The organism is Rhizobium sp. 'Codium 1', assembly GCF_020889605.1.
GTDB lineage: Bacteria > Pseudomonadota > Alphaproteobacteria > Rhizobiales > Rhizobiaceae > Allorhizobium > Allorhizobium algae.
Genome location: NZ_JAJGPW010000002.1, coordinates 231,198 through 249,996, shown reverse-complemented (window position 1 = coordinate 249,996; position 18,799 = coordinate 231,198). Strand labels below are relative to the sequence as shown.

Annotated in this window: 20 protein-coding genes; 13 read left to right on the top strand and 7 right to left on the bottom strand. The window is 61.7% G+C overall.

Annotated features, from left to right (window positions below):
- Positions 1-191: 191 nt before the first annotated feature.
- Entirely contained in the window at positions 192-4,181 is a 3,990-nt protein-coding gene (locus tag LJE98_RS06430) for a response regulator (RefSeq protein WP_229574310.1), read from the top strand.
- Here the strand turns inward: LJE98_RS06430 and mnmD are convergent, their stop codons facing one another.
- Positions 4,182-4,907: a tRNA (5-methylaminomethyl-2-thiouridine)(34)-methyltransferase MnmD gene (gene mnmD / locus LJE98_RS06425; protein WP_229574309.1), complete on the bottom strand. Its 726-nt coding sequence runs from the start codon at positions 4,905-4,907 to the stop codon at positions 4,182-4,184.
- Between mnmD and LJE98_RS06420 the strand changes: the two genes are divergently transcribed.
- The 3 genes from LJE98_RS06420 to puuE all read left to right on the top strand — a co-directional run bounded on the left by LJE98_RS06420 (position 4,906) and on the right by puuE (position 7,970).
- Complete coding sequence (locus LJE98_RS06420) at positions 4,906-6,114, top strand: NAD(P)/FAD-dependent oxidoreductase (protein ID WP_229574307.1); 1,209 nt, start codon at positions 4,906-4,908, stop codon at positions 6,112-6,114. The two genes, mnmD and LJE98_RS06420, sit on opposite strands and share 2 nt — an antisense overlap.
- A gap of 136 nt (positions 6,115-6,250) precedes the next feature.
- Complete coding sequence (locus tag LJE98_RS06415; RefSeq protein ID WP_229574305.1) at positions 6,251-6,958, top strand: DUF1045 domain-containing protein; 708 nt, start codon at positions 6,251-6,253, stop codon at positions 6,956-6,958.
- Between the two features lie 91 nt (positions 6,959-7,049).
- Entirely contained in the window at positions 7,050-7,970 is a 921-nt protein-coding gene (puuE, locus tag LJE98_RS06410) for an allantoinase PuuE (protein ID WP_229574303.1), read from the top strand.
- An 8-nt stretch (positions 7,971-7,978) separates the two neighbouring features.
- Here puuE and LJE98_RS06405 read toward each other — a convergent pair whose 3' ends face one another.
- Positions 7,979-8,851 carry a LysR substrate-binding domain-containing protein gene (locus LJE98_RS06405; protein WP_229574301.1) on the bottom strand — a complete coding sequence of 291 codons (873 nt, stop codon included), beginning with the start codon at positions 8,849-8,851 and terminating at the stop codon, positions 7,979-7,981.
- 115 nt (positions 8,852-8,966) lie between these two features.
- Between LJE98_RS06405 and LJE98_RS06400 the strand changes: the two genes are divergently transcribed.
- The gene (locus LJE98_RS06400; RefSeq protein ID WP_229574299.1) at positions 8,967-9,824 is read left to right on the top strand and encodes an urea carboxylase-associated family protein; all 858 of its coding nucleotides are present in this window, start codon (positions 8,967-8,969) and stop codon (positions 9,822-9,824) included.
- A 12-nt stretch (positions 9,825-9,836) separates the two neighbouring features.
- Here LJE98_RS06400 and LJE98_RS06395 read toward each other — a convergent pair whose 3' ends face one another.
- Complete coding sequence (locus LJE98_RS06395) at positions 9,837-11,243, bottom strand: MFS transporter (protein ID WP_229574297.1); 1,407 nt, start codon at positions 11,241-11,243, stop codon at positions 9,837-9,839.
- Positions 11,244-11,311: 68 nt separating this feature from the next.
- Here LJE98_RS06395 and LJE98_RS06390 point away from each other — a divergent pair, with 68 nt between their 5' ends.
- The gene (locus tag LJE98_RS06390) at positions 11,312-11,800 is read left to right on the top strand and encodes a helix-turn-helix domain-containing protein (RefSeq protein ID WP_229574295.1); all 489 of its coding nucleotides are present in this window, start codon (positions 11,312-11,314) and stop codon (positions 11,798-11,800) included.
- Positions 11,801-11,984: 184 nt separating this feature from the next.
- Positions 11,985-12,482, top strand: a complete 498-nt coding sequence (uraD, locus tag LJE98_RS06385; protein WP_229574293.1) for a 2-oxo-4-hydroxy-4-carboxy-5-ureidoimidazoline decarboxylase — start codon at positions 11,985-11,987, stop codon at positions 12,480-12,482.
- A gap of 246 nt (positions 12,483-12,728) precedes the next feature.
- Here uraD and LJE98_RS06380 read toward each other — a convergent pair whose 3' ends face one another.
- Positions 12,729-12,908 carry a DUF2735 domain-containing protein gene (locus LJE98_RS06380; RefSeq protein ID WP_229574291.1) on the bottom strand — a complete coding sequence of 60 codons (180 nt, stop codon included), beginning with the start codon at positions 12,906-12,908 and terminating at the stop codon, positions 12,729-12,731.
- A 394-nt stretch (positions 12,909-13,302) separates the two neighbouring features.
- On the opposite strand from LJE98_RS06380, the gene LJE98_RS06375 reads away from it, so the two are divergent.
- From LJE98_RS06375 to LJE98_RS06350, 6 genes are all read left to right on the top strand, one after another.
- Entirely contained in the window at positions 13,303-14,343 is a 1,041-nt protein-coding gene (locus LJE98_RS06375; RefSeq protein ID WP_229574289.1) for a glutamine synthetase beta-grasp domain-containing protein, read from the top strand.
- Between the two features lie 125 nt (positions 14,344-14,468).
- Positions 14,469-14,759: a nucleotidyltransferase family protein gene (locus tag LJE98_RS06370; protein WP_229574287.1), complete on the top strand. Its 291-nt coding sequence runs from the start codon at positions 14,469-14,471 to the stop codon at positions 14,757-14,759.
- Positions 14,756-15,121, top strand: coding sequence for a DUF86 domain-containing protein (locus LJE98_RS06365; RefSeq protein WP_229574285.1), 366 nt, complete (start codon positions 14,756-14,758; stop codon positions 15,119-15,121). Before LJE98_RS06370 ends, LJE98_RS06365 begins: the two co-directional genes overlap by 4 nt.
- A gap of 5 nt (positions 15,122-15,126) precedes the next feature.
- Entirely contained in the window at positions 15,127-15,627 is a 501-nt protein-coding gene (locus LJE98_RS06360; protein ID WP_229574283.1) for an ureidoglycolate lyase, read from the top strand.
- Positions 15,624-15,980: a hydroxyisourate hydrolase gene (gene uraH, locus LJE98_RS06355; protein ID WP_229574281.1), complete on the top strand. Its 357-nt coding sequence runs from the start codon at positions 15,624-15,626 to the stop codon at positions 15,978-15,980. Before LJE98_RS06360 ends, uraH begins: the two co-directional genes overlap by 4 nt.
- Positions 15,980-16,720 (top strand): metallophosphoesterase family protein, encoded by a 741-nt coding sequence (locus LJE98_RS06350; protein ID WP_229574279.1) that lies wholly within the window; start codon positions 15,980-15,982, stop codon positions 16,718-16,720. Before uraH ends, LJE98_RS06350 begins: the two co-directional genes overlap by 1 nt.
- A gap of 6 nt (positions 16,721-16,726) precedes the next feature.
- Here the strand turns inward: LJE98_RS06350 and LJE98_RS06345 are convergent, their stop codons facing one another.
- From LJE98_RS06345 to LJE98_RS06335, 3 genes are read right to left on the bottom strand one after another with little or no spacing between them, the layout of a single operon-like run.
- Positions 16,727-17,872: an alpha-hydroxy acid oxidase gene (locus LJE98_RS06345; protein WP_229574277.1), complete on the bottom strand. Its 1,146-nt coding sequence runs from the start codon at positions 17,870-17,872 to the stop codon at positions 16,727-16,729.
- A 35-nt stretch (positions 17,873-17,907) separates the two neighbouring features.
- On the bottom strand, positions 17,908-18,339 hold the full coding sequence (locus tag LJE98_RS06340; RefSeq protein WP_229574276.1) for a potassium channel family protein: 432 nt from the start codon (positions 18,337-18,339) through the stop codon (positions 17,908-17,910).
- Positions 18,340-18,370: 31 nt separating this feature from the next.
- Entirely contained in the window at positions 18,371-18,793 is a 423-nt protein-coding gene (locus LJE98_RS06335; RefSeq protein WP_229574274.1) for a hypothetical protein, read from the bottom strand.
- Between the last annotated feature and the right edge of the window lie 6 nt (positions 18,794-18,799).

The following is an 18,799-nucleotide window of genomic DNA, read 5'->3' as shown; positions in this document are numbered from 1 at the left end:
GCCAAAAGGCATTGCCGTTTGCGACGAAAACCCGGCTCATCTGGAACAGTGGGAGGAGCGGCAGGATTTCACGAGCTGAGTATGCCTCGGGCTCCTCTTTTGAAGCGTCAGATCGTGATTTGCTTACCAGCTGTTTACCGAAACCAGTCATTTATCGAAGTGTGAACAGAGATTTGATCCGGGGAAGCGACTTGCTCGACCTAGTCCGCGACAAGATTGCCGCGCTTGACCTGCCTTCGTATGTCAAGGACAGCGAGCTGCGCTATGTCGCGGTCAACGCACCCTTTGCCCGACTTCACAATCTCGTCCCCGAAAGCTTCACCGGACGCAGCGACAGGGAGATCTTCGGCAATGAACTGGACGGTCACCGCGACGACCGCGAACGGCGCGTGCTGGTTTTCGGTGACGAGGAAGAGCTTCGCCTGACGCCGTCTCCGGACGGTCCGGCCCAGATGTTGCGGATCGAGCGCTTTTTCGACGACGACGACCGGATGTATTTGTTCGGCTTCATGGAAGAGAGCGTTGCCGTTGGCTCGTCTCCGTCTCCGTCTGCGACCGCTGTCGCTTTGCCGCCTGCTGCTCTGTTTCAGGCTGTCCTGGAGCAGTACCCGATCGCGACCTATGTGCGCAGTGCCGATCACCGGCTGCTTTTTGCCAATTGTGCCTATGCCGAAATCGTTGGGCGTCCGATCAATGAACTGCTTGGTCGCACCGAGCAGGAGAACTTCCAGGGCCTGGGGCAGAACTACTTCGAGGAAAATAGCCGGGTACTCGAAAGCGGCATCACGGAAGAGGTTCAGGACACCTTCGTCCGTGCAGACGGCACGCAGGTGCCGGTTATCACCCGGACCGGTGCCGTGACCGGTCCCGATGGAGCACGCTACATCGTCGGTTCCATCACCGATCTATCCCCGCTGCGGCGTGAACAGAAGATGCTGGAAGACGCGCGACAGGAGTCGGAGGCGCTGCAGTTGCAGCTCCAGAGCCTCATGGCGTCGCTTCCGGTCGGCATCATCGTGCTCGGCGCCGACCTGACGATCTCCTTCGCCAATCCTGCCGTCGTGGAAATGCTGGAACTCGATCCGCCTGTGCCGCTGGTGGGCATGACCTATCGGGATTTCCTGTTGCGAATGATGGGACGTGGCCTTGCCAATCTGGATGCCAAGGAACTGCAGGAACGGGTGGCATACCGCATCGAGCAGGTCGTCGGCCTGATCGAGGGGCCTCTGATCGACATCAAGACGCCCTCCGGTCGCGCCTTGGCCGGTGGCAGCCGCCGCATGGATGGCGGTCGTATCCTTCTGACCTATTCCGATGTTTCGGACATGGTCCAGCGCGAGGAGGAGACCCTTCTTTATCGCGCGACGCTCGAACAGATGCCGGTGCCGGTCTTCATTCGCGACACCAACAGGCGGATGATCTATGTGAATACGGCCTATGAAGAGCTTCACGGCCAGCGTCGCGAGGACGTTTACGGCCTGACGGAGGTGGACCTCTGGCCCGAATACGGCCAGATGATGATGGAGGAGAACCTCCGAATCCTCGCCACTGGCGAAATGATCGAGAAGAACCGCGAAATCGTCGTCCGCGACGATCAGGAGATCTCGGTCATCACGCGCCTCAGCAGGATCACCACCGCCGAAAACAAGCACTATGTGGTCGGGTCGGTGAACGACATCACCGTCCTCAAACAGGGGCAGCTGGCGCTACTCAAGGCGCAGGAGCGGACTGAAGCCCTTTACAGCAGCATGGTCGCGATGCTGCAGGTCATGCCGGTCGGGGTTGTCATCATCGACTGTGACTACATGGTCGAATTCGCCAATGAAAAGTGCCGGGAAATCTGGAAGTGGCCGGATGAGCTGCCGCTGCGTGGCCTTCCCTTCCGCACCTATTGCGAGGAAAATCACAAACGCGGCTGGACATGGCCCGGGGTAGAGTTCGAGGAGGGCTATCGCCGTCGCCTCGCGCAATTCGATGTGCTCGAAGGCTCGCGTGTCACCGAGCTGGAATACGACGACGGCAAGTTCGTGCTGGCGACGATCACGCGCCTGCACGACCGCAAGATCCTGCTCACCTATTCGGATCTGACCGAGATCCGGCAGCGCGAACGGGACATTACCGAGGCGCAGCAGCAGCTGGAACGCCTGGGCGGCTTCGTGCAGGAATCCATGCGGTTGATGTCGCAGGGCTTGATGATGATCGAGCACGGTCGTATCGCGGAGGTCAATCCGTCCTTTGCCCGCATTCTCGACCTGCCTGACGATATGCTGGTCGCGGGCGAGAGCTGGCGGCCGATCTTCGAGTTTTGTGCGGCGCGTGGCGATTTCGGTACAGAGGCGGATGTGGTTCTGCAACAGTGGCAGTCTGCCATGCAGAACTCGAACGCGCTCTCGACGAACTTGATGGTGGAGGGCAAGACCTGGGTCAAGCTCGAAGCAACCTTCGGGGGCGATCGCAGCTGCGTCGTCGTTCTGACCGACTTCACCGAATTGAAGGCGCGCGAAGCGGAGCTGGAAGTGCTGCTCGCCCGCGCCGAGGCGGCCGACAAGGCCAAATCCGACTTCCTGGCCAATATGAGCCACGAGATCCGCACGCCGATGAACGGGGTCCTGGGTATGGCGGAGCTCCTGTCCAAGTCCGAGCTCGACAGCCGGCAGAAGACGTTTGTCGACATCATGGTGAAATCGGGCAATGCGCTGCTTACCATCATCAACGACATCCTCGACTTCTCCAAGATCGATGCAGGCCAGCTGAAGCTCAGGAAATCGCCCTTCGATCCGGTTGAAGCGATCGAGGATGTGGCGACCCTTCTGTCATCCGCTGCCGCCGAGAAAGACATAGAACTCCTCGTTTCCGGCGATGAGTCGGTTGCACACACCTTCATGGGCGATCCCGGACGCTTCCGGCAGATCGTCACCAACCTGCTCGGCAATGCGGTCAAGTTCACCGAGAAGGGCCATGTGCATGTCGCCGTGTCGACCAGTGGAACGCAAGACGGGCATTCCCTCCTGACCCTTCGCATCGAGGATACCGGCATCGGTATTCCCCCCGAGATGCAGGCAAAGATCTTCGAGAAATTCTCCCAGGTCGACACATCCTCGACACGACGCCACGAGGGCACCGGACTGGGGCTGGCAATCACGGCCGGTCTCGTCAAGCTGTTTGGCGGGAGGCTCGACGTTTCCTCGGAAGTCGGAAAGGGTTCGACCTTTTCCGTCGAACTGCCGCTGACCATCGTTGCCGAGCGTCGAAGGCAGAAGGAATTGCCGGCGACGGTCAAGGATGCCCGGGTGCTCGTCATCGACGACAACGCCGTCAATCGCCGGATCGTCACCGAGCAGCTTCAGATGTGGGGCTTCGACGGCCTTGCGGTTCCCGACGGACCGACCGGCCTGCAGATCCTTGGCGCGGCGCATGCGGAAGGTCTGAAGATCGACGCCGTCATCATCGATTACCAGATGCCCGACATGAATGGTCTCGATGTGGCGCAGGCGATCCGCAGCGATTGCCGCTTTGACGGGATCGCCCTGATCTTCCTCACTTCCATGGACATGGTGGGCGACGACCGTCTGTTCGAAAGCCTGAAGGTTCAGGCCCATCTGATGAAGCCGGCGCGGGCGAACGTATTGCGCGGGGCGATCATCGATGTGGTGCGCACCGCCCGTGTGCATGGAGTCAACTCCAAGCGCTTGCGACCTTCGCCACAGCCGGTTCTCGCGACCCGCTCCTCCGCACTGCCGGCCGAACCTGCATCCGTCGAAAGCGGCTCGGTGGCAACAGGCCTCAGAGTGCTGATCGCCGAGGACAATGCCGTCAATCAGATCGTCTTCCGGCAGATCCTCACCGGAAGCGGGATCGCCTACCGCATCGTCGGCAATGGCGAGGAGGCGGTCGAGGCCTGGTCAAGCGAGCCGCCGGATCTGATTCTGATGGATGTCTCGATGCCGGTCATGAACGGCCATCAGGCGACGCAGGCGATCCGATCGGCGGAGCAGGGGACGGGGCGCCGGATACCGATCGTCGGCGTTACGGCGCACGCGCTCGACAGCGATCGCGAGGCCTGCCTTGCGGCGGGCATGGACGACTATCTGTCCAAGCCGATTTCGCCGGAACTCCTCCTGCGCAAGATCGAAGAATGGAGCGGCAGGCCGGTCGCCGCTCTCGTTCGAGCCGATGGGTGATCAGGCTGCGTGCCTGATGCCGTAGAGCATTTCCCGCTTGCCGGCGAAACCCGGACGCCGCTCGACGTCGAAGCCTGCCGCGATGAGATTGCGCCGCACGAAGCCGGCCGCGGCGTAGGTTGCAAAGCTGCCGCCCGATGTCGTCGTGTCGAAAACCCGCTGCATCAATTCGGCCGACCACATGGCACCGTTGCGCGATGGCGCAAAGCCGTCGAGGAACCAGGCGTCGAAAGCAAGGGAACTGGCTGAGAGGTTTTCGAGCGCATCGCCGCAGACGACGGACAGTCGCGTCTGCGCATCGAGATCGATTTCAACGACACCGGAAGGATCTTCGGGCCAGAGGGTGACAAGTGCCTGACGCTCGGCATCTATCTGCGACCAGCGGGACAGAGCCCGGTCGATCTCACCGGCCTGCATGGGCAGGAGTTCAAAGGATACGAAATGGAGATGAGCGCCGGGCAGACGGTGCTCCTTCCACTGGCGCCAGGTCTCGCAGGCGTTCAGCCCGGTTCCAAAGCCCAGTTCGCCGATGGTGAATTGCTGGGTCTCCCGCCAGCGTTCCGGCAGGCCGTTTCCGGCCAGGAAGACATGGCCGCATTCCAGCCGGCCATCGGTCTGGCAATAAAAATGATCGCCAAAGGCAGTGGAAAAGGGCATATCGCCGTCATGCCAAGTGAGCGGTGCCTGAGCGTCGCCAGTGTCCGGTGTGGAATTCGAATGGGTCATGACCATGTCCGATAAATCGGCAATGATGTCAGGTCAATTGCAGGCAGACCTCGTGATCGTCGGCGGCGGCATCATGGGCCTCTGGGCGGCGCTGAAAGCCGAGCGCCGGGGCATCGATACGATACTGATCGATGGCGAAAGAACCGGTAGCGGTGCCAGCGGCGGGCTGCTCGGCGCGCTGATGGCGCATATGCCAGATCGCTGGAACGAGAAAAAACAGCTGCAGTTCGACGGGCTGGTGTCGCTGGAGGTCGAAATTGCCGGTCTCGAATCCGAGACCGGCTTGTCGGCGGGCTATCGCCGCTGCGGGAGGCTCATCCCTCTGCCGAAACCGCATCTGCGGCCGATCGCCGAACGGCATTCGCAGGAAGCCGGGACGAACTGGCGGCAAAGGGGCCGTGTCTTCGACTGGACCGTGATCGAGGAAAGCCCCTGGGCCGGCTGGCCATCACGCAGTTTCTGCGAGGCGGGCCTGGTGCATGACGGCTTTGCTGGACGCGTGTCGCCGCGCGCGCTCATTGCAGCACTCCGGGCTCGACTGGAGCAGACGGCGCGTGTGCGTGTGCTTGAAGGCGTCACCGTGCAGTCGATCGATGCAGGCGCCCGGAGACTGACGCTCGCCGATGGTTCTTCGGTCGGCTTCGGAAACCTTCTGGTCGCAGCCGGTGTCGGATCCTTCCCGCTCCTCGACACCCTCGGGCCGGAACTTGCCAAGCCGCTTGGCCGGGGCGTGAAAGGGCAAGCCGCGCTGCTGAAGGTGGATCTCGTGGACGACCTGCCACTACTCTATCTCGACGGGCTTTATGTCGTGCCGCATGAAGGTGGGCATGTCGCAATCGGCAGCACCAGCGAGAACCAGTTCAGCAATGCCTTTTCCACGGATGGGTTGCTCGATGCGCTGATCGCCGAGGCGCGACAGCTGGCGCCTGTGCTGGAAACGGCCGCAGTGGTCGAGCGCTGGGCGGGCCTTCGGCCCAAGGCCGTCGACCGCGATCCGATGGTCGGACCCCATCCGGAGCACGGGCACATTCACGCGCTCACCGGCGGCTACAAGGTCAGCTTCGGCATTGCCCATCTGCTGGCGGATGCGGCACTCGATGCGATCGCCGGACGCGCGCTCCCCCTGCCTGACAGCTTCTCGTTTGCCCATCACCTTTCCGTGGCTGCTCATCGCGTAGCCGATGAGGGATATGCCGAAAGACCCTGAGCTGACAGGGCGTCGCCGCCCGGCAGTCCCGGGTGCGCCTTTCCCGCTTCGTGATACTGTCATGCAAATCACCTATCCACCGGGTTGAAACGGCATTTGCTAAAGTGCCGAAGCGGGCCAGTGCGAGGTGCTCGACATGCGTTATGCCATCTGTTTTACACCGCCTGCCAATGATCCGCTTGCCGAGGCCGCGGCGCGGTGGCTTGGCCGCAACGTGTTTTCCGGAGAGGCGGAAGAGCATCCGGGGCTCAAAGGGCTCGGCGTGCACGAGATCGCATTTCATACCGCCCTTCCGCGCCGGTTCGGCTTTCATGCGACGTTCAAGGCGCCGTTTCGCTTGAGCGAAGGATCCACGGAGTCTGCGCTGCTGCGGGAATTGATGCATTTTGCGGGGCGCATGGACCCTGTGATGCTCCAGGGGCTCGCTGTCGGTCGCATCGGTGACGTCTATGGACTGATTGTCGAGCGGCCATGCCCGTCCATCGACTATCTCGCGGCGTCGATCGTCCAGACCTTTGACGGTTTCCGTGCCCCTCTGTCCGAACGAGAGATCGAGCGACGCAATCCCGAGCGGCTGTCGGCCCCGCAATTCGGCAATCTCAGCCGCTGGGGCCATCCCTATGTGATGGACGAATTTCGTTTCCACATGACGCTGACGGGGCCGCTTCTGGCGCGGGATTTTCCCCGAATCGAGCAGGCTTTGAAGGCGCATTTCGATCCTGTTCTGGCCGGGCCCGTCATGGTGACCAATCTCGCGCTCTTCGTCGAGGCGGAGCGCGGCGCACCGTTCACCGTGCATTCGCTGCATCCGCTGGGCCGGGTTTCGAGCCGCAGGATCGCCTGATGTCTTTGCGCTGCAATATGCGCTGCGTTTTCCATCTCGACAGCTGCCGTCGTCGCCAATAGCCTCGCGTCAAGACACGAGAGGTGAACCGATGACGACTGCTCCCTATCCCCGCGACCTGATCGGCTATGGCCGCAACACTCCCGATCCGAAATGGCCGGGCGAGGCGCGGATCGCGGTACAGTTCGTGGTGAATTACGAGGAGGGCGGGGAGAGCTGCATTCTCGATGGCGATCCGGCATCGGAGTGCCTCCTCTCCGAGATCGTCGGTGGGCAGCCCTGGCCGGGTCAGCGCAATCTCAACATGGAATCGATCTACGAATACGGTTCCCGTGCCGGTTTCTGGCGGCTCTGGCGCCTGTTCACCGAGCGCCGAGTGCCGGTCACCGTTTATGGTGTGACGCTCGCCATGGCGCGCAACCCGGATGCCGTAGCTGCCATGAAGGAGGCGGACTGGGAGATCGCCAGCCACGGCTATCGCTGGCTCGAATACAAGGATTTTCCTGAGCATGTCGAGCGCGAGCATATCCGCGAAGCGGTGCGACTTCACACGGAACTGACCGGTTCTCATCCGCGCGGCATGTATCAGGGCAAGCCTTCTGACAACACGCTGCGCATCGTGATGGAGGAGGGCGGTTTTATGTATTCTTCCGACAACTATTCCGACGACCTGCCGTTCTGGGTGCCGGATCTGGAGGGCAAGCCCTTCCTGATCATCCCCTATACGCTCGAGACGAACGACATGCGCTTTGCTACGCCGCAGGGCTTCAATTCCGGCGATCAGTTCTTCACCTATCTCAAGGACGCCTTCGACGTGCTCTACGAGGAGGGTAAAAACGGCAGCCCGAAGATGATGTCCGTCGGCCTCCACTGCCGGCTGGTCGGGCGTCCGGGACGGGCAGCGGCGCTGGCGCGGTTCGTGGATTATGTGACTGGTCACGAGAAGGTCTGGGTGCCGAAGCGCATCGAGATTGCCGAGCACTGGCACGCGCATCACAAACCGGCCTGGTGAAATCCCGCTTACGGACTGTGGTCAGAGCGCTCCGCCAGCAGCCAGTCGCGCAAGACCGCGGCTGGTTCGGGCAGATCGGCGCCTGACAGCAGCCAATAGGCCTTGTCCTCATCGGCGGGCGCGTCAAACAGGACCTTCAACGTGCCCGCGGCCAATTGGTCGGCGATCAGCGCGGTCGGGCACAGGCCAATGCCGAGGCCTGACAGCACCGAACTGACCAGAAGGTTGAAATCGGCGTAGAGCGGTCCTGTGGGTGTTGGTCCCGCGACGCCGCGAGCCGCCAACCAGGCGTGCCAGGCAGCCTCGGTCGCATCGTGCAGCAGATGCTGCTTCAGAAGGTCGGCCGGCGTGATGATCGGCCCGTGCTGGTCGAGGTAAGCCGGCGAACAGGTCGGGCGGGTTGCGGCCTCCAGTATGCGTTCGGCCCCTCCCGGCGGGCGCGTGCCGTGGCGGATCAGGAGATCGGTACCGGCCTCGTCCGGCGTCAATGCGCCGAGCGGATAGACCACCGATACCTGGATCTCCGGATGCGTCGCACGAAAACGGGGGAGGCGGGGTCCAAGCCAGTGGTTCACAACGGAAGGTTTGCAGGCAAGGCTGACGCGCAGTCCGCTGCGGCGGGCCGTCAGACGTTCTGCCGCGCGCGCGATATGACCGAGGCCCTCGGAGCAGGCGGCCCCGAGTTCGCGACCATCTGCTGTCAGTCGCACGCCGCGCGTGCGGCGCTCAAACAGGGCAAGCCCCAGCCAATCTTCCAGCGCCTTCACATGCTGGCTGACGGCCGCCGCCGTCATGCCGAGTTCGGTCGCGGCCTGCAGGAAGCTTTCGCGGCGGGCGGCGGCCTCGAAGGCGCGGAGCGTGGGAAGCGGTGGGAGTTTCATCACTTCATGACTAAGCCAGACTTGGTCATGGGGCAAGAAGAGAGCCGGTTGTCTTGGTGGGGCAAGTGGGGCAACTTGCCTCTCTCTTATCCTGATGCGCATCCCCGGAGCCGCCATGTCGCCCCTCAACACCACTATCCCCGTTCCCGCCGATGCTGCCGAGCGTCGCGCGGTGAAGCCCGTCGTCTGCTATCCGGTGGAAGCACTTGAGGCTCCCGACATGAGCGTGCTGGAGCGCGCCCGGGCGACGATGGAAAAGGTCGGCGAAGTCATCGTGCCGCCGCGCGAGGGAAATACGTTCGAGGTGCCGAAGGGGCATTTCTTCCGCATCGTCAGCGTCGAGGGGCCGCAGGTCGGAGACCTCAACCTCTGGAACGCCAACGACCTTTCCGAGCGGTTCTTTTCCGGCAAGACGCGGGCGCTTCATGCCACCCATGTGACCACCGGCAACCGTCTCTGGAGCAACCTTCCATCGCTGCGCCCCATGGCGACGATCAGTCACGATACGCTCGGCTGGTATGGTTTCGACGAATTCGGCGGAGGCGTGCATGACGTGATCGGCACGCGCTGCGACCCCTATACCAACCGGCTCTTGTCCGGCGGCGACTATCACCATTGCTGCCATTCCAATCTCTGCCGGGCGCTTTCGCATCACCAGGGCATCGACATCAAGTCGGCCGAACCGCATGTGCATGACGTATTGAATGTCTTCATGTGCACCGGTTTCACCCGCGACACGCAACAGTATTTCATGAAGGCGAGCCCGGTGCGTCCCGGCGATTTTCTCGAAATCTTCGCCGAGATCGATCTGCTGGGCGCGCTCTCGGCCTGCCCGGGCGGTGATTGCAGCACGAGCCATTCGAGCGATGTGGCGGCATGCTATCCTTTGAAGGTCGAGATTTACCGGCCGGATATGGCGCTGCTGGCCGGTTGGCCGTTCCCGGAGCGGAACGGCTACCAGCTGCAGGTCTGAACCTGGCAAAGCCTAGATCTGCTTTGCGCTGCCTGGGCCCGTCACGCGTCCTCTGACGAGATCGGCCATGAGAGCCGTGACCGGCAGGGCGGTTGCCATCAGGAAGGTGAGCCTGAAGGCGTGGGCGATCAGCGACGGTTCGGCCCTTGCGAGTTCGACGTCACCGAGATTGAGGGCAAACAGGCTCGAGATCGCCGAAGCGCCAGTCACGAAGCCGAGGTTGCGTGACAGGCCGAGCAGGCCCGACAGTACGCCGCGCTGGTCTTCTGCCACGGTTTGCATGGTCACGGTATTGTTGGCTGCGAGAAAGATCTGGAAGCCCGGCGTGAGCAGGATCAGAGCAAGGCCATATCCCCAGAGGCCGAGCCACTGCGGCAGGAGGGCGAGGGCAATCAGGCCGGCGACGATCTGCGCGAGGCCGGCCGGCAGCATGCGGGCCGCGCCGAAACGATCGGTCAGCCGACCGGCCGGCAGCCCCGACAGTGCAGCCGTCAGCGGCCCGACCGCCATGACCAGCCCTATCGCGGATTCGTCGAGGCCGAGCCCGAGCGACAGCATGTAAGGCCCGACGACGAGCGTCGACATCATGACGGTGCTGATAAAAAGATTCATGGCCAGTGACAGACCGATCCGGCTGTTGCGCAGAAGGACGATTGGCACCAGCGGGCTTGTGGTCACGATCTGGCGCCAGACGAACAGGGCGGCGAGCACGGCCGTGAGCGGGAAAAGCATCCGTGCATCGAGCACATCCCCCGCCGACGTCATCGACAAGGCATAGGCCGACAAGGCCAGGGCCAGCAGGAGGCTTCCGAACCAGTCGATCGCTGCAGACGCCGTTGTTTCGCGCCGGGGCTGGCGGGAAAAGACGATGACGGCCATGGCGAGAAGCATGAATGCCACGAGGCCCACCGTGACAAAGCCGGCACGCCAGCCATAGTGCTCGATGGTGATGCCGCCGAGTGATGGTCCAAGTGCAGTGCCGACCGCCGACATCGTGCCGAGCAGGCCCATTGCCGACCCCGTTTTCTCCCCGGGGACGACTGTGCGGATGATCGAGATTGGCAGTGCCATCAGAACGGCGCCGCCGAGCCCCTGGAAGATGCGGGCGGCAATCAGGCTCGACAGTGTCGGAGCGAATGCGCAGGCCAATGATGCAAGCGCGAAGACGGCGAGGCCAAGGATCAGGACCCGTGTGTGTCCCAAGAGGTCGCCCAGCCTGCCGAGCGCGACGATGCTGGCGGTGACTGCGACGAGGTAGGCAATGATGACCCATTGCACCGACTGGAGGGGCGCCGCGAAAGCTCTTGCCAAAGCCGGCAAGGCAACCGTCGCGAGGCTTATGCCAAGCGACCCGACCAGCATGCTGCCGGCGAGAATGACAAGGGCGGGATTTGCAGAGGTGGCAGGTGAGGCTTTCATGACGTTTCTCGTTGTGTCGTGGAGGGGAGAAGGATAGCTTGCCACTTCAAGTCGACTTGAGGTCAAGGATGAAATTTCTCGATATCGGCGAGCTGGCACAGAAGGCCGGGGTCTCGGCCGCGACACTGCGGTATTACGAGGAGGTGGGGCTGATCCGGTCGGTCGCCCGTCATGGCCTGCGTCGACAGTTCGAGCCTCGCGCCTTGATGCAGCTGTCGCTGATTGCGCTCGGCAAGACAGCCGGCTTTTCGCTGCAGGAGATGAGGGGCATGTTTGGTCCCGACGGCATGCCGGAGCTTTCGCGGATGACCCTGCATGGCAAGGCGGACCAGCTGGACGCGCAGATCCGCAAATTGACGAGCCTGCGCAACGCCCTGCGACATGTGGCTCAATGCAAGGCGGAGTCGCACATGGACTGCTCGAAGTTTCAGCGTCTGCTGCGGGTATCCTCGACGTCCAGGCAGAAAGTGCCGAAAGCGACCATGGCGCCGGAGATGTCCGGTGCCGCCTTTTCCTGCGACCCGGTTGCAACGCTGCCGCGATCCAGGGGCCGATGACGCTCATCCCGTCTTGATGACGAAGCGCTGGCGCGCATCGCCGCCATTGTCCTGTGCAGAAACTCGACAAGCCTCGGAGGCTCGGCTAATCCTTGCTGCGAATCGCTTCGCGGCACCTCGCAAGGACCTTCCCCCTGCATCGCCCCAACCAGGTGATGCTCTATTTTTTTAAGTGGAATTCTGAATGGACAGAGCTGATTTCGTTCAGCGTTTCGGCGGGGTCTTCGAGCATTCGCCCTTTATCGCGGAACGCGCCTTCGATGCCGGCATGATCGAGGAGCCGCTGACGGCGCTCGACATACATGATGCGATGGCCGCCATGTTTCGAACGGCAAGTCCGGACGAGCGGCTCGGCGTCCTCAAGGCGCATCCCGATCTGGCGGGCAAGCTCGCCATATCAGGCGAGCTGACGGACGACAGCAAACGAGAACAGGCCGGTGCCGGTCTCGATCGCTTGAGTGCCGAAGAGCATGCCCGCTTCACCGAGCTCAATGCGACCTATGTCGAGACCTTCGGCTTTCCCTTCATCATTGCGGTGAAGGGGCTGACCAAGGACGACATTCTGCAGGCTTTTGAAACGCGCATTGCGAACGGCCGCGACCAGGAATTCGAAACCGCTTGCCAGCAGGTGGAAAAAATCGCCCGGCTTCGTCTGGAAAGCTTGCTTCCAGAAGCGCGTTGACCTGCTTGGGACCTCGCCTGGACCGACCACGGCGCATAGGAGCGCCTGATCGGATTTTGATGCGGGGATTTCGACAAGATCGGATCCCGGGCGCGCTGCACGATCTTGGGTGATCGGATGGAGTTCCGTCGACCTACATCACTGCAAGGGCAGTCGCAGAATGCAAAAAGAGCGGGCTCTGGCCCGCTCAGCGCATGTTTTCCGTCCGTCCGCAATGCGGACGGCATCCAGTCGCCATGATGGCGCTTACTGCTTCGGCGCCCGTTCGGCCTCGCGGATCGCTTCTTCGTGATACCAGCTCGCCGAACCGCTCTCATAGATCACGGGCTTCGGCGTCTGGCGCTCACGCATGGCGTTCAGCCGGGCCAGGTCACGCACCGGGAATTCGTAGATCTTCGCCGATTCCCGAACGATGTTCGTTGCCATGCTACTACCTCTCGTTTCACCGATAGTTCTCTCAGTGCTTCATGCTTACCACGTCCAAAACTCAAATGCACATGAAAAGTGCAAAATGCCTATTTTATGGGCAGTAATGAAGCAGAAGTAGTGATGAATTTAAAATCATCACCGCGCTTTCGTGATCTTTTGCGGGCTGAGAACACCTGACAGGCGCCTTCAGTTCCCTGAATGTGCGGTCATTCTATTAATGAAAGGCCTGTACTCTTCCCGCTTTGGCCGCCGTTCTGCGACAAAATGGCCGAATCTCGCAGTCTCTCCGCAAACTGGCACGCTTCCTGCTTTTTCATTTCCGACTCCCGGGCGAACCGGAGAATCACCCCTCTGTTGCGCATGAATGGCGCGAGACTGAAGAGAGAGCACCATGACCAAGTTTAAGCTCGAGTATATCTGGCTCGATGGCTACAAGCCGGTAGCAAACCTGCGTGGCAAGACGCAGATCAAGGAATTCGACAGCTTTCCGACCCTGGAACAGCTGCCGCTCTGGGGCTTTGATGGCTCCTCCACGATGCAGGCTGAAGGCCACTCGTCGGATTGCGTGCTGAAGCCGGTCGCCATCTATCCCGATCCTGCTCGCACCAACGGCGCTCTCGTCATGTGCGAAGTCATGATGCCCGATGGCGTCACCCCGCATCCGTCGAACAGCCGCGCCACGATCCTCGACGACGAAGGCGCATGGTTCGGTTTCGAACAGGAATACTTCTTCTACGAAAACGGCCGTCCGCTCGGCTTCCCCGAGCAGGGTTATCCCGCTCCGCAGGGTCCGTACTACACCGGCGTCGGCTACAAGAATGTCGGTTCGGTTGCCCGTGAGATCGTCGAAGAACACCTCGACCTGTGCCTGGAAGCCGGCATCAACCACGAAGGCATCAATGCCGAAGTCGCCAAGGGCCAGTGGGAATTCCAGGTGTTCGGCAAGGGCTCCAAAAAGGCCGCCGACCAGATCTGGATCGCCCGCTACCTGCTGCTGCGTCTGTGCGAGACCTATGGCATCGACGTCGAATTCCATTGCAAGCCGCTCGGTGATACCGACTGGAACGGCTCGGGCATGCACTGCAACTTCTCGACCACTTTCATGCGCGAAGTGGGCGGCAAGGAGTATTTCGAAGCCCTCATGGCATCCTTCGCCAAGAACTGGCAGGATCACATCGACGTCTACGGTCCGGACAACCATCTGCGCCTGACCGGCAAGCACGAGACGGCTCCGTGGAACAAGTTCTCCTACGGCGTTGCCGACCGTGGCGCCTCGATCCGCGTTCCGCACTCCTTCGTCAACAACGGCTACAAGGGCTACCTGGAAGATCGCCGCCCGAACTCGCAGGGCTGCCCCTACCAGATCGCTTCCGTCGTCCTGAAGACGATCGCCGAAGTTCCGACGGCTGATTACGCGCGCAGCGCTGCCTGATTTCAGGTCAAAACCCGTGATACAGCGCCGGTGGAAACGCCGGCGCTGTTTTCATTTGGGGGGCTCGATGTGGAGCTTTCTCGGGCTTCGGGTTTGTTTTACGATCGCGTCCAGGGAGATCTGCGATGAGACCGTCAGTAGTGCTGGAGACGAACAGGCAGGCGATCCGCGAAGCGACGGCACGGCACAAGGCGACAAACCCGCGCGTCTTCGGTTCTGTCGCACGAGGCGAGGACGGTCCGGACAGCGATCTCGATATCCCGGTGGATGGCCTCCCCGGCGTGACGCTGTTCGATCTTGGCGGGCTACAGGCTGAGATGGAAGACCTGCTGCCCTGTCGGGTAGACATCGCCTCCTCGGGCGGCCTGAAAGAGCGGATGCGGGAGCGGATCCTCGCCGAGGCGCGCGCCATATGACTCCCGAAGAGCGGCTGCTCGATAATCTCATAGACATGGAGGAGGCCGCGGCCGAAGCCATAGGGTTCCTCGGTGGGGTCAGTTTCGAGGCGTTCGAGGACGATCTGTTGCGCCAGCGCGCGGTGGCCATGACCTTCGTTCTGATTGCTGCAGCCGCCGCCCGTATCCAGGCCAGGTTTCCCGATATTGCTTCTGAGCAACCCGAGATCGCCTGGGCACAGATGCGGGGGCTAAGTAATCTTGTGGTCCATCAATATGACCGGCTGGATTGGCGTCAGGTCTGGGATACGGTTCAGTCTGACCTTCCGAAGCTGGTTCGCCAGATCCACCAGCTTCGCCACCCGCATCTCCAGGGAGAATAGCCCCTTTGCCCATCGAACTCCCCATCCGTCCGCTGACGGCCTCCGCCTTTGCGCCATTCGGCGAGGTGATCGAGGCCGATCCCGCCACCATGCGGCTGATCAATGGCGGCACGACCGAGCGGTTTCATGCGCTCTTTTCGCCCGAAGCGACAGGCGAGGGGGCGCGGGTGATCGTCAATATCTTTCGCGGACAGCCACGCGCCTTTCCCTATGCGGTAGACATGATGGAGCGGCATCCGTTCGGCAGTCAGAGTTTCTCGCCGCTGTCGGGGCGGCCGTTTCTTGTTGCCGTTTCGCCCGATGAGGATGGCAAGCCGGGGGATCCCCAGGTGTTTCTGGCGGCGCCGCATCAGGGGGTGAACTATCGGCGCAACACCTGGCACCATCCCTTGATGGCGATCGGTGCGGTCTGCGATTTCCTGGTTGTGGATCGTGACGGACCCGGCAACAATCTCGAAGAGTTCTTCTTCGACACCCCCTTCGTGATTCGGGAGCCCCAGATATGACCGGCCTCACCACCCATGTGCTCGACACAGCACTCGGCAAGCCCGCTCAGGGCCTGCGCATCCAGCTGATGCGGATGAACGGCGAAGAGGCGGAACTGATCAAGACCCTCTTCACCAATGACGATGGTCGTGTCGATGGCGGTCCGATCCTTGCCGGTGACGAGTTTCAGATCGGGCAGTATGAACTGCTCTTTCACGCCGGCGATTATCTCAAGGGAACGGGAGCCACGCTCACCGATCCGCCCTTCCTCGACGTGATCCCGATCCGCTTCGGGATTTCGGATACCACGGCGCATTATCATGTGCCGCTGCTGCTTTCGCCCTATGGCTATTCGACCTATCGGGGCAGCTGATGCGTTTCGCCGCGATCGCCGACATCCATGGCAATCATCTGGCGCTCCAGGCCGTTATTGCCGATATCCGTGCACAGGGGATCGATGAGATCGTCAATCTCGGAGACAGTTTTTCCGGGCCACTCGAGGCGGGTCTGACGGCTGATCTCCTGATGCCGCTCAATGCGCTGACGGTGCGGGGCAATCATGATCGAGCCTTGGTCGATCGGCCTTTCGAGGCAATGGGAGACTGGGAAAAACCAAGTTATCCGCAATTGTCCGCCACCCATCTCGACTGGATCCGCAGATTGCCGGAGACAGCCTATATGGGCGACGAGGTGTTTCTCTGTCACGCGACGCCGCAGGATGACAATACGTACTGGACCGAGACATTGTCTGCGGACGGCATCTTCCATCTGAAACCGCGCGCAGAGATCGAGGCCCTGGCGGAGGGCATCGACACGCCGCTCCTTCTCTGCGGCCACAGCCATATCCCGCGTGCGGTTCAGCTCTCGGATGGTCGCCTGCTCGTCAATCCCGGTAGCGTCGGCTGCCCCGGCTTCGATTATGACGTGCCCGTCTATCACAAGGCCCAGGCCGGGACGCCATTTGCCAGCTATGCGATCCTCGAAAGGAGCCCGCGTGGCTGGCAGCCGAGTTTCCGGCTTGTGCGCTACGACAATCTCGCCATGGCAGAACTCGCGCGCCGCCATGGCATGATGGATTGGGTCAGTGCGCTGTCGAGTGGCTGGATCGCTTGAACCGGCTCAGAACGGGCTTTCCGCGATGATGCTCTTGTCGACATCCGACAGCTGTCGCTTGCCGCAGAGCGCCATGGTGACATCCATCTCCTTGGCGATGATCTCAAGAGCCTTGGTGACGCCCTGCTTGCCCATGGCGCCGAGGCCGTAAAGGAAGGGGCGGCCGATATAGGTGCCCTTGGCGCCCAGTGCCACGGCTTTCAGCACGTCCTGACCGGAACGGATGCCGCCATCCATGTGGACTTCGACCTTGTGTCCGACGGCGTCGACGATTTTCGGCAGCATGGAAATCGAGGAATGGGCACTGTCCAGCTGACGGCCGCCATGATTGGAGACGACGATCGCATCGGCGCCGGTTTTCGCCGCCATCTTGGCATCCTCGACGTCGAGGATGCCCTTGATGATCAGCTTGCCGCCCCATTGTTTCCGGATCCAGTCCACATCCTTCCAGGAGAGCTTGGGGTCGAACTGTTCGGCCGTCCAGGCATGCAGCGATGAGAGGTCGGTGACATTCTTGGCGTGGCCGTGAATGTTGCGGAAGGTACGGCGGTTCGTCTGCAGCATGTTCCAGCACCAGCGTGGACGTGTCGCCATCTGGTAGAGATGTTTGGGCGTCAGCCGCGGCGGGGCTGCCAGGCTGTTGCGGATATCCTTGTGGCGCTGGCCAAGCAGTTGCAGGTCGGCGGTCAGAACGAGTGCCGAGCATTTGGCCGCCTTGGCGCGCTCGATCAGGTTCACCACGAAGTCGCGGTCGCGCATGACATAGAGCTGAAACCAGAAGGGGCGGGTGGTGACGGAAGCCACGTCCTCGATCGAGCAGATGCTCATGGTCGAGAGTGTGAAGGGCACGCCGAATTCCTCAGCCGCCCTGGCGGCCAGCATTTCGCCGTCTGCATGCTGCATGCCGGTCAGACCCGTCGGCGCCAGCGCCACCGGCATCTTGACCTTCTCGCCGATCATGGTCGTCTCGAGCGTGCGACCACTCATGTCGACCAGGACGCGCTGGCGAAGTTTGATCTTTGCGAAATCGCTCTCGTTCGCCCGGTAGGTGCTCTCGGTGTAGGAGCCGCTGTCGGCATAATCGAAGAAAAGTTTCGGCACGCGGCGGCGAGCGAGATCCTTCAGGTCGGAGATTTCGAGAATGGGGGCCATATCTTATGCCTTTCGGGATTGACGACAGTCGGTCATCAGAAGTGCTCGCCGGATTTGAAGGGGCCGACGCGGATGCCGGCGGCGATGAGGTAGGCTGTTGACCAGCCGATCAGGAGGAAGCCGTTGACGCTTTCCAGAGCCGCCAGCATGCGCCATTCGGGGTTGGGCACCACATCGCCATAGCCCAGGGTGGAAAATGTCGTGGTGGAGAAATACAAGGCCGTCTCAAAATCATCGACGACGCCAATCACCATGAACCCGGCGGCCCAGAGCCAGACTTCCGCCGTCAGGACTGCAAAGACGCCGATAACGACCGTGTTCATGGCCAGCAACCGGCTTCTGTGGCCATGCAGACGAATCCGGTCGGTGATCCAGGCCATGGCATGGGTCACGGCCATGAGGCCGAAGGTGTGGACCACCACCGTCAGCGAAATCATAAGTGTGCCGATAGCCAGATTGGCGATCATCGATAGACGCTCTCCCCGGCCGCATCTCCTCTCACGACCGCAACTCCTTGCGTAGCACGAATTTCAGCCCTGACCAGATGCCGTCGACCGCGCAGACCTTCACATCCACCAGTCCCGTCGGCAGGAAGATGGTCCGGAGGGCGTCCTCTGTGATGGTGGTGGGGATGCGTGAAGTCTTTTTCGGCCAGGAGATCCACAGCATGCCTGCTGGCTTCAACACGGACTTGAGCTGCGCCGCGTGATCTTCCAGCGCAGCGCGCGATGTCTCGAAAACATGGACGTAATCCAGGTCGCGCCCCGTGGCCGCGGCCAGATCGGGCGCGCACCGGGCGGCCGGCATACCCCCAGCCAGATAGGCAAGACCGTCCGGCAAGCCGATGAAGAGGGCGGCCAATTCCGGCTTCAATCCGAGTTTCTTCGGAAGAGGGGTGCTGGAATAGCCGCTTTCGCTCACTGGACC

Bases quoted from the DNA above. Each gene is read 5' to 3' on its own strand.
- LJE98_RS06420 (WP_229574307.1), top strand. From the start codon at position 4,906: ATGACCATGTCCGATAAATCGGCAATGATGTCAGGTCAATTGCAGGCA.
- mnmD (WP_229574309.1), bottom strand. From the start codon at position 4,907: ATGACCCATTCGAATTCCACACCGGACACTGGCGACGCTCAGGCACCG.
- LJE98_RS06415 (WP_229574305.1), top strand. From the start codon at position 6,251: ATGCGTTATGCCATCTGTTTTACACCGCCTGCCAATGATCCGCTTGCC.
- puuE (WP_229574303.1), top strand. From the start codon at position 7,050: ATGACGACTGCTCCCTATCCCCGCGACCTGATCGGCTATGGCCGCAAC.
- LJE98_RS06405 (WP_229574301.1), bottom strand. From the start codon at position 8,851: ATGAAACTCCCACCGCTTCCCACGCTCCGCGCCTTCGAGGCCGCCGCC.
- LJE98_RS06400 (WP_229574299.1), top strand. From the start codon at position 8,967: ATGTCGCCCCTCAACACCACTATCCCCGTTCCCGCCGATGCTGCCGAG.
- LJE98_RS06395 (WP_229574297.1), bottom strand. From the start codon at position 11,243: ATGAAAGCCTCACCTGCCACCTCTGCAAATCCCGCCCTTGTCATTCTC.
- LJE98_RS06390 (WP_229574295.1), top strand. From the start codon at position 11,312: ATGAAATTTCTCGATATCGGCGAGCTGGCACAGAAGGCCGGGGTCTCG.
- uraD (WP_229574293.1), top strand. From the start codon at position 11,985: ATGGACAGAGCTGATTTCGTTCAGCGTTTCGGCGGGGTCTTCGAGCAT.
- LJE98_RS06380 (WP_229574291.1), bottom strand. From the start codon at position 12,908: ATGGCAACGAACATCGTTCGGGAATCGGCGAAGATCTACGAATTCCCG.
- LJE98_RS06375 (WP_229574289.1), top strand. From the start codon at position 13,303: ATGACCAAGTTTAAGCTCGAGTATATCTGGCTCGATGGCTACAAGCCG.
- LJE98_RS06370 (WP_229574287.1), top strand. From the start codon at position 14,469: ATGAGACCGTCAGTAGTGCTGGAGACGAACAGGCAGGCGATCCGCGAA.
- LJE98_RS06365 (WP_229574285.1), top strand. From the start codon at position 14,756: ATGACTCCCGAAGAGCGGCTGCTCGATAATCTCATAGACATGGAGGAG.
- uraH (WP_229574281.1), top strand. From the start codon at position 15,624: ATGACCGGCCTCACCACCCATGTGCTCGACACAGCACTCGGCAAGCCC.
- LJE98_RS06350 (WP_229574279.1), top strand. From the start codon at position 15,980: ATGCGTTTCGCCGCGATCGCCGACATCCATGGCAATCATCTGGCGCTC.
- LJE98_RS06345 (WP_229574277.1), bottom strand. From the start codon at position 17,872: ATGGCCCCCATTCTCGAAATCTCCGACCTGAAGGATCTCGCTCGCCGC.
- LJE98_RS06340 (WP_229574276.1), bottom strand. From the start codon at position 18,339: ATGATCGCCAATCTGGCTATCGGCACACTTATGATTTCGCTGACGGTG.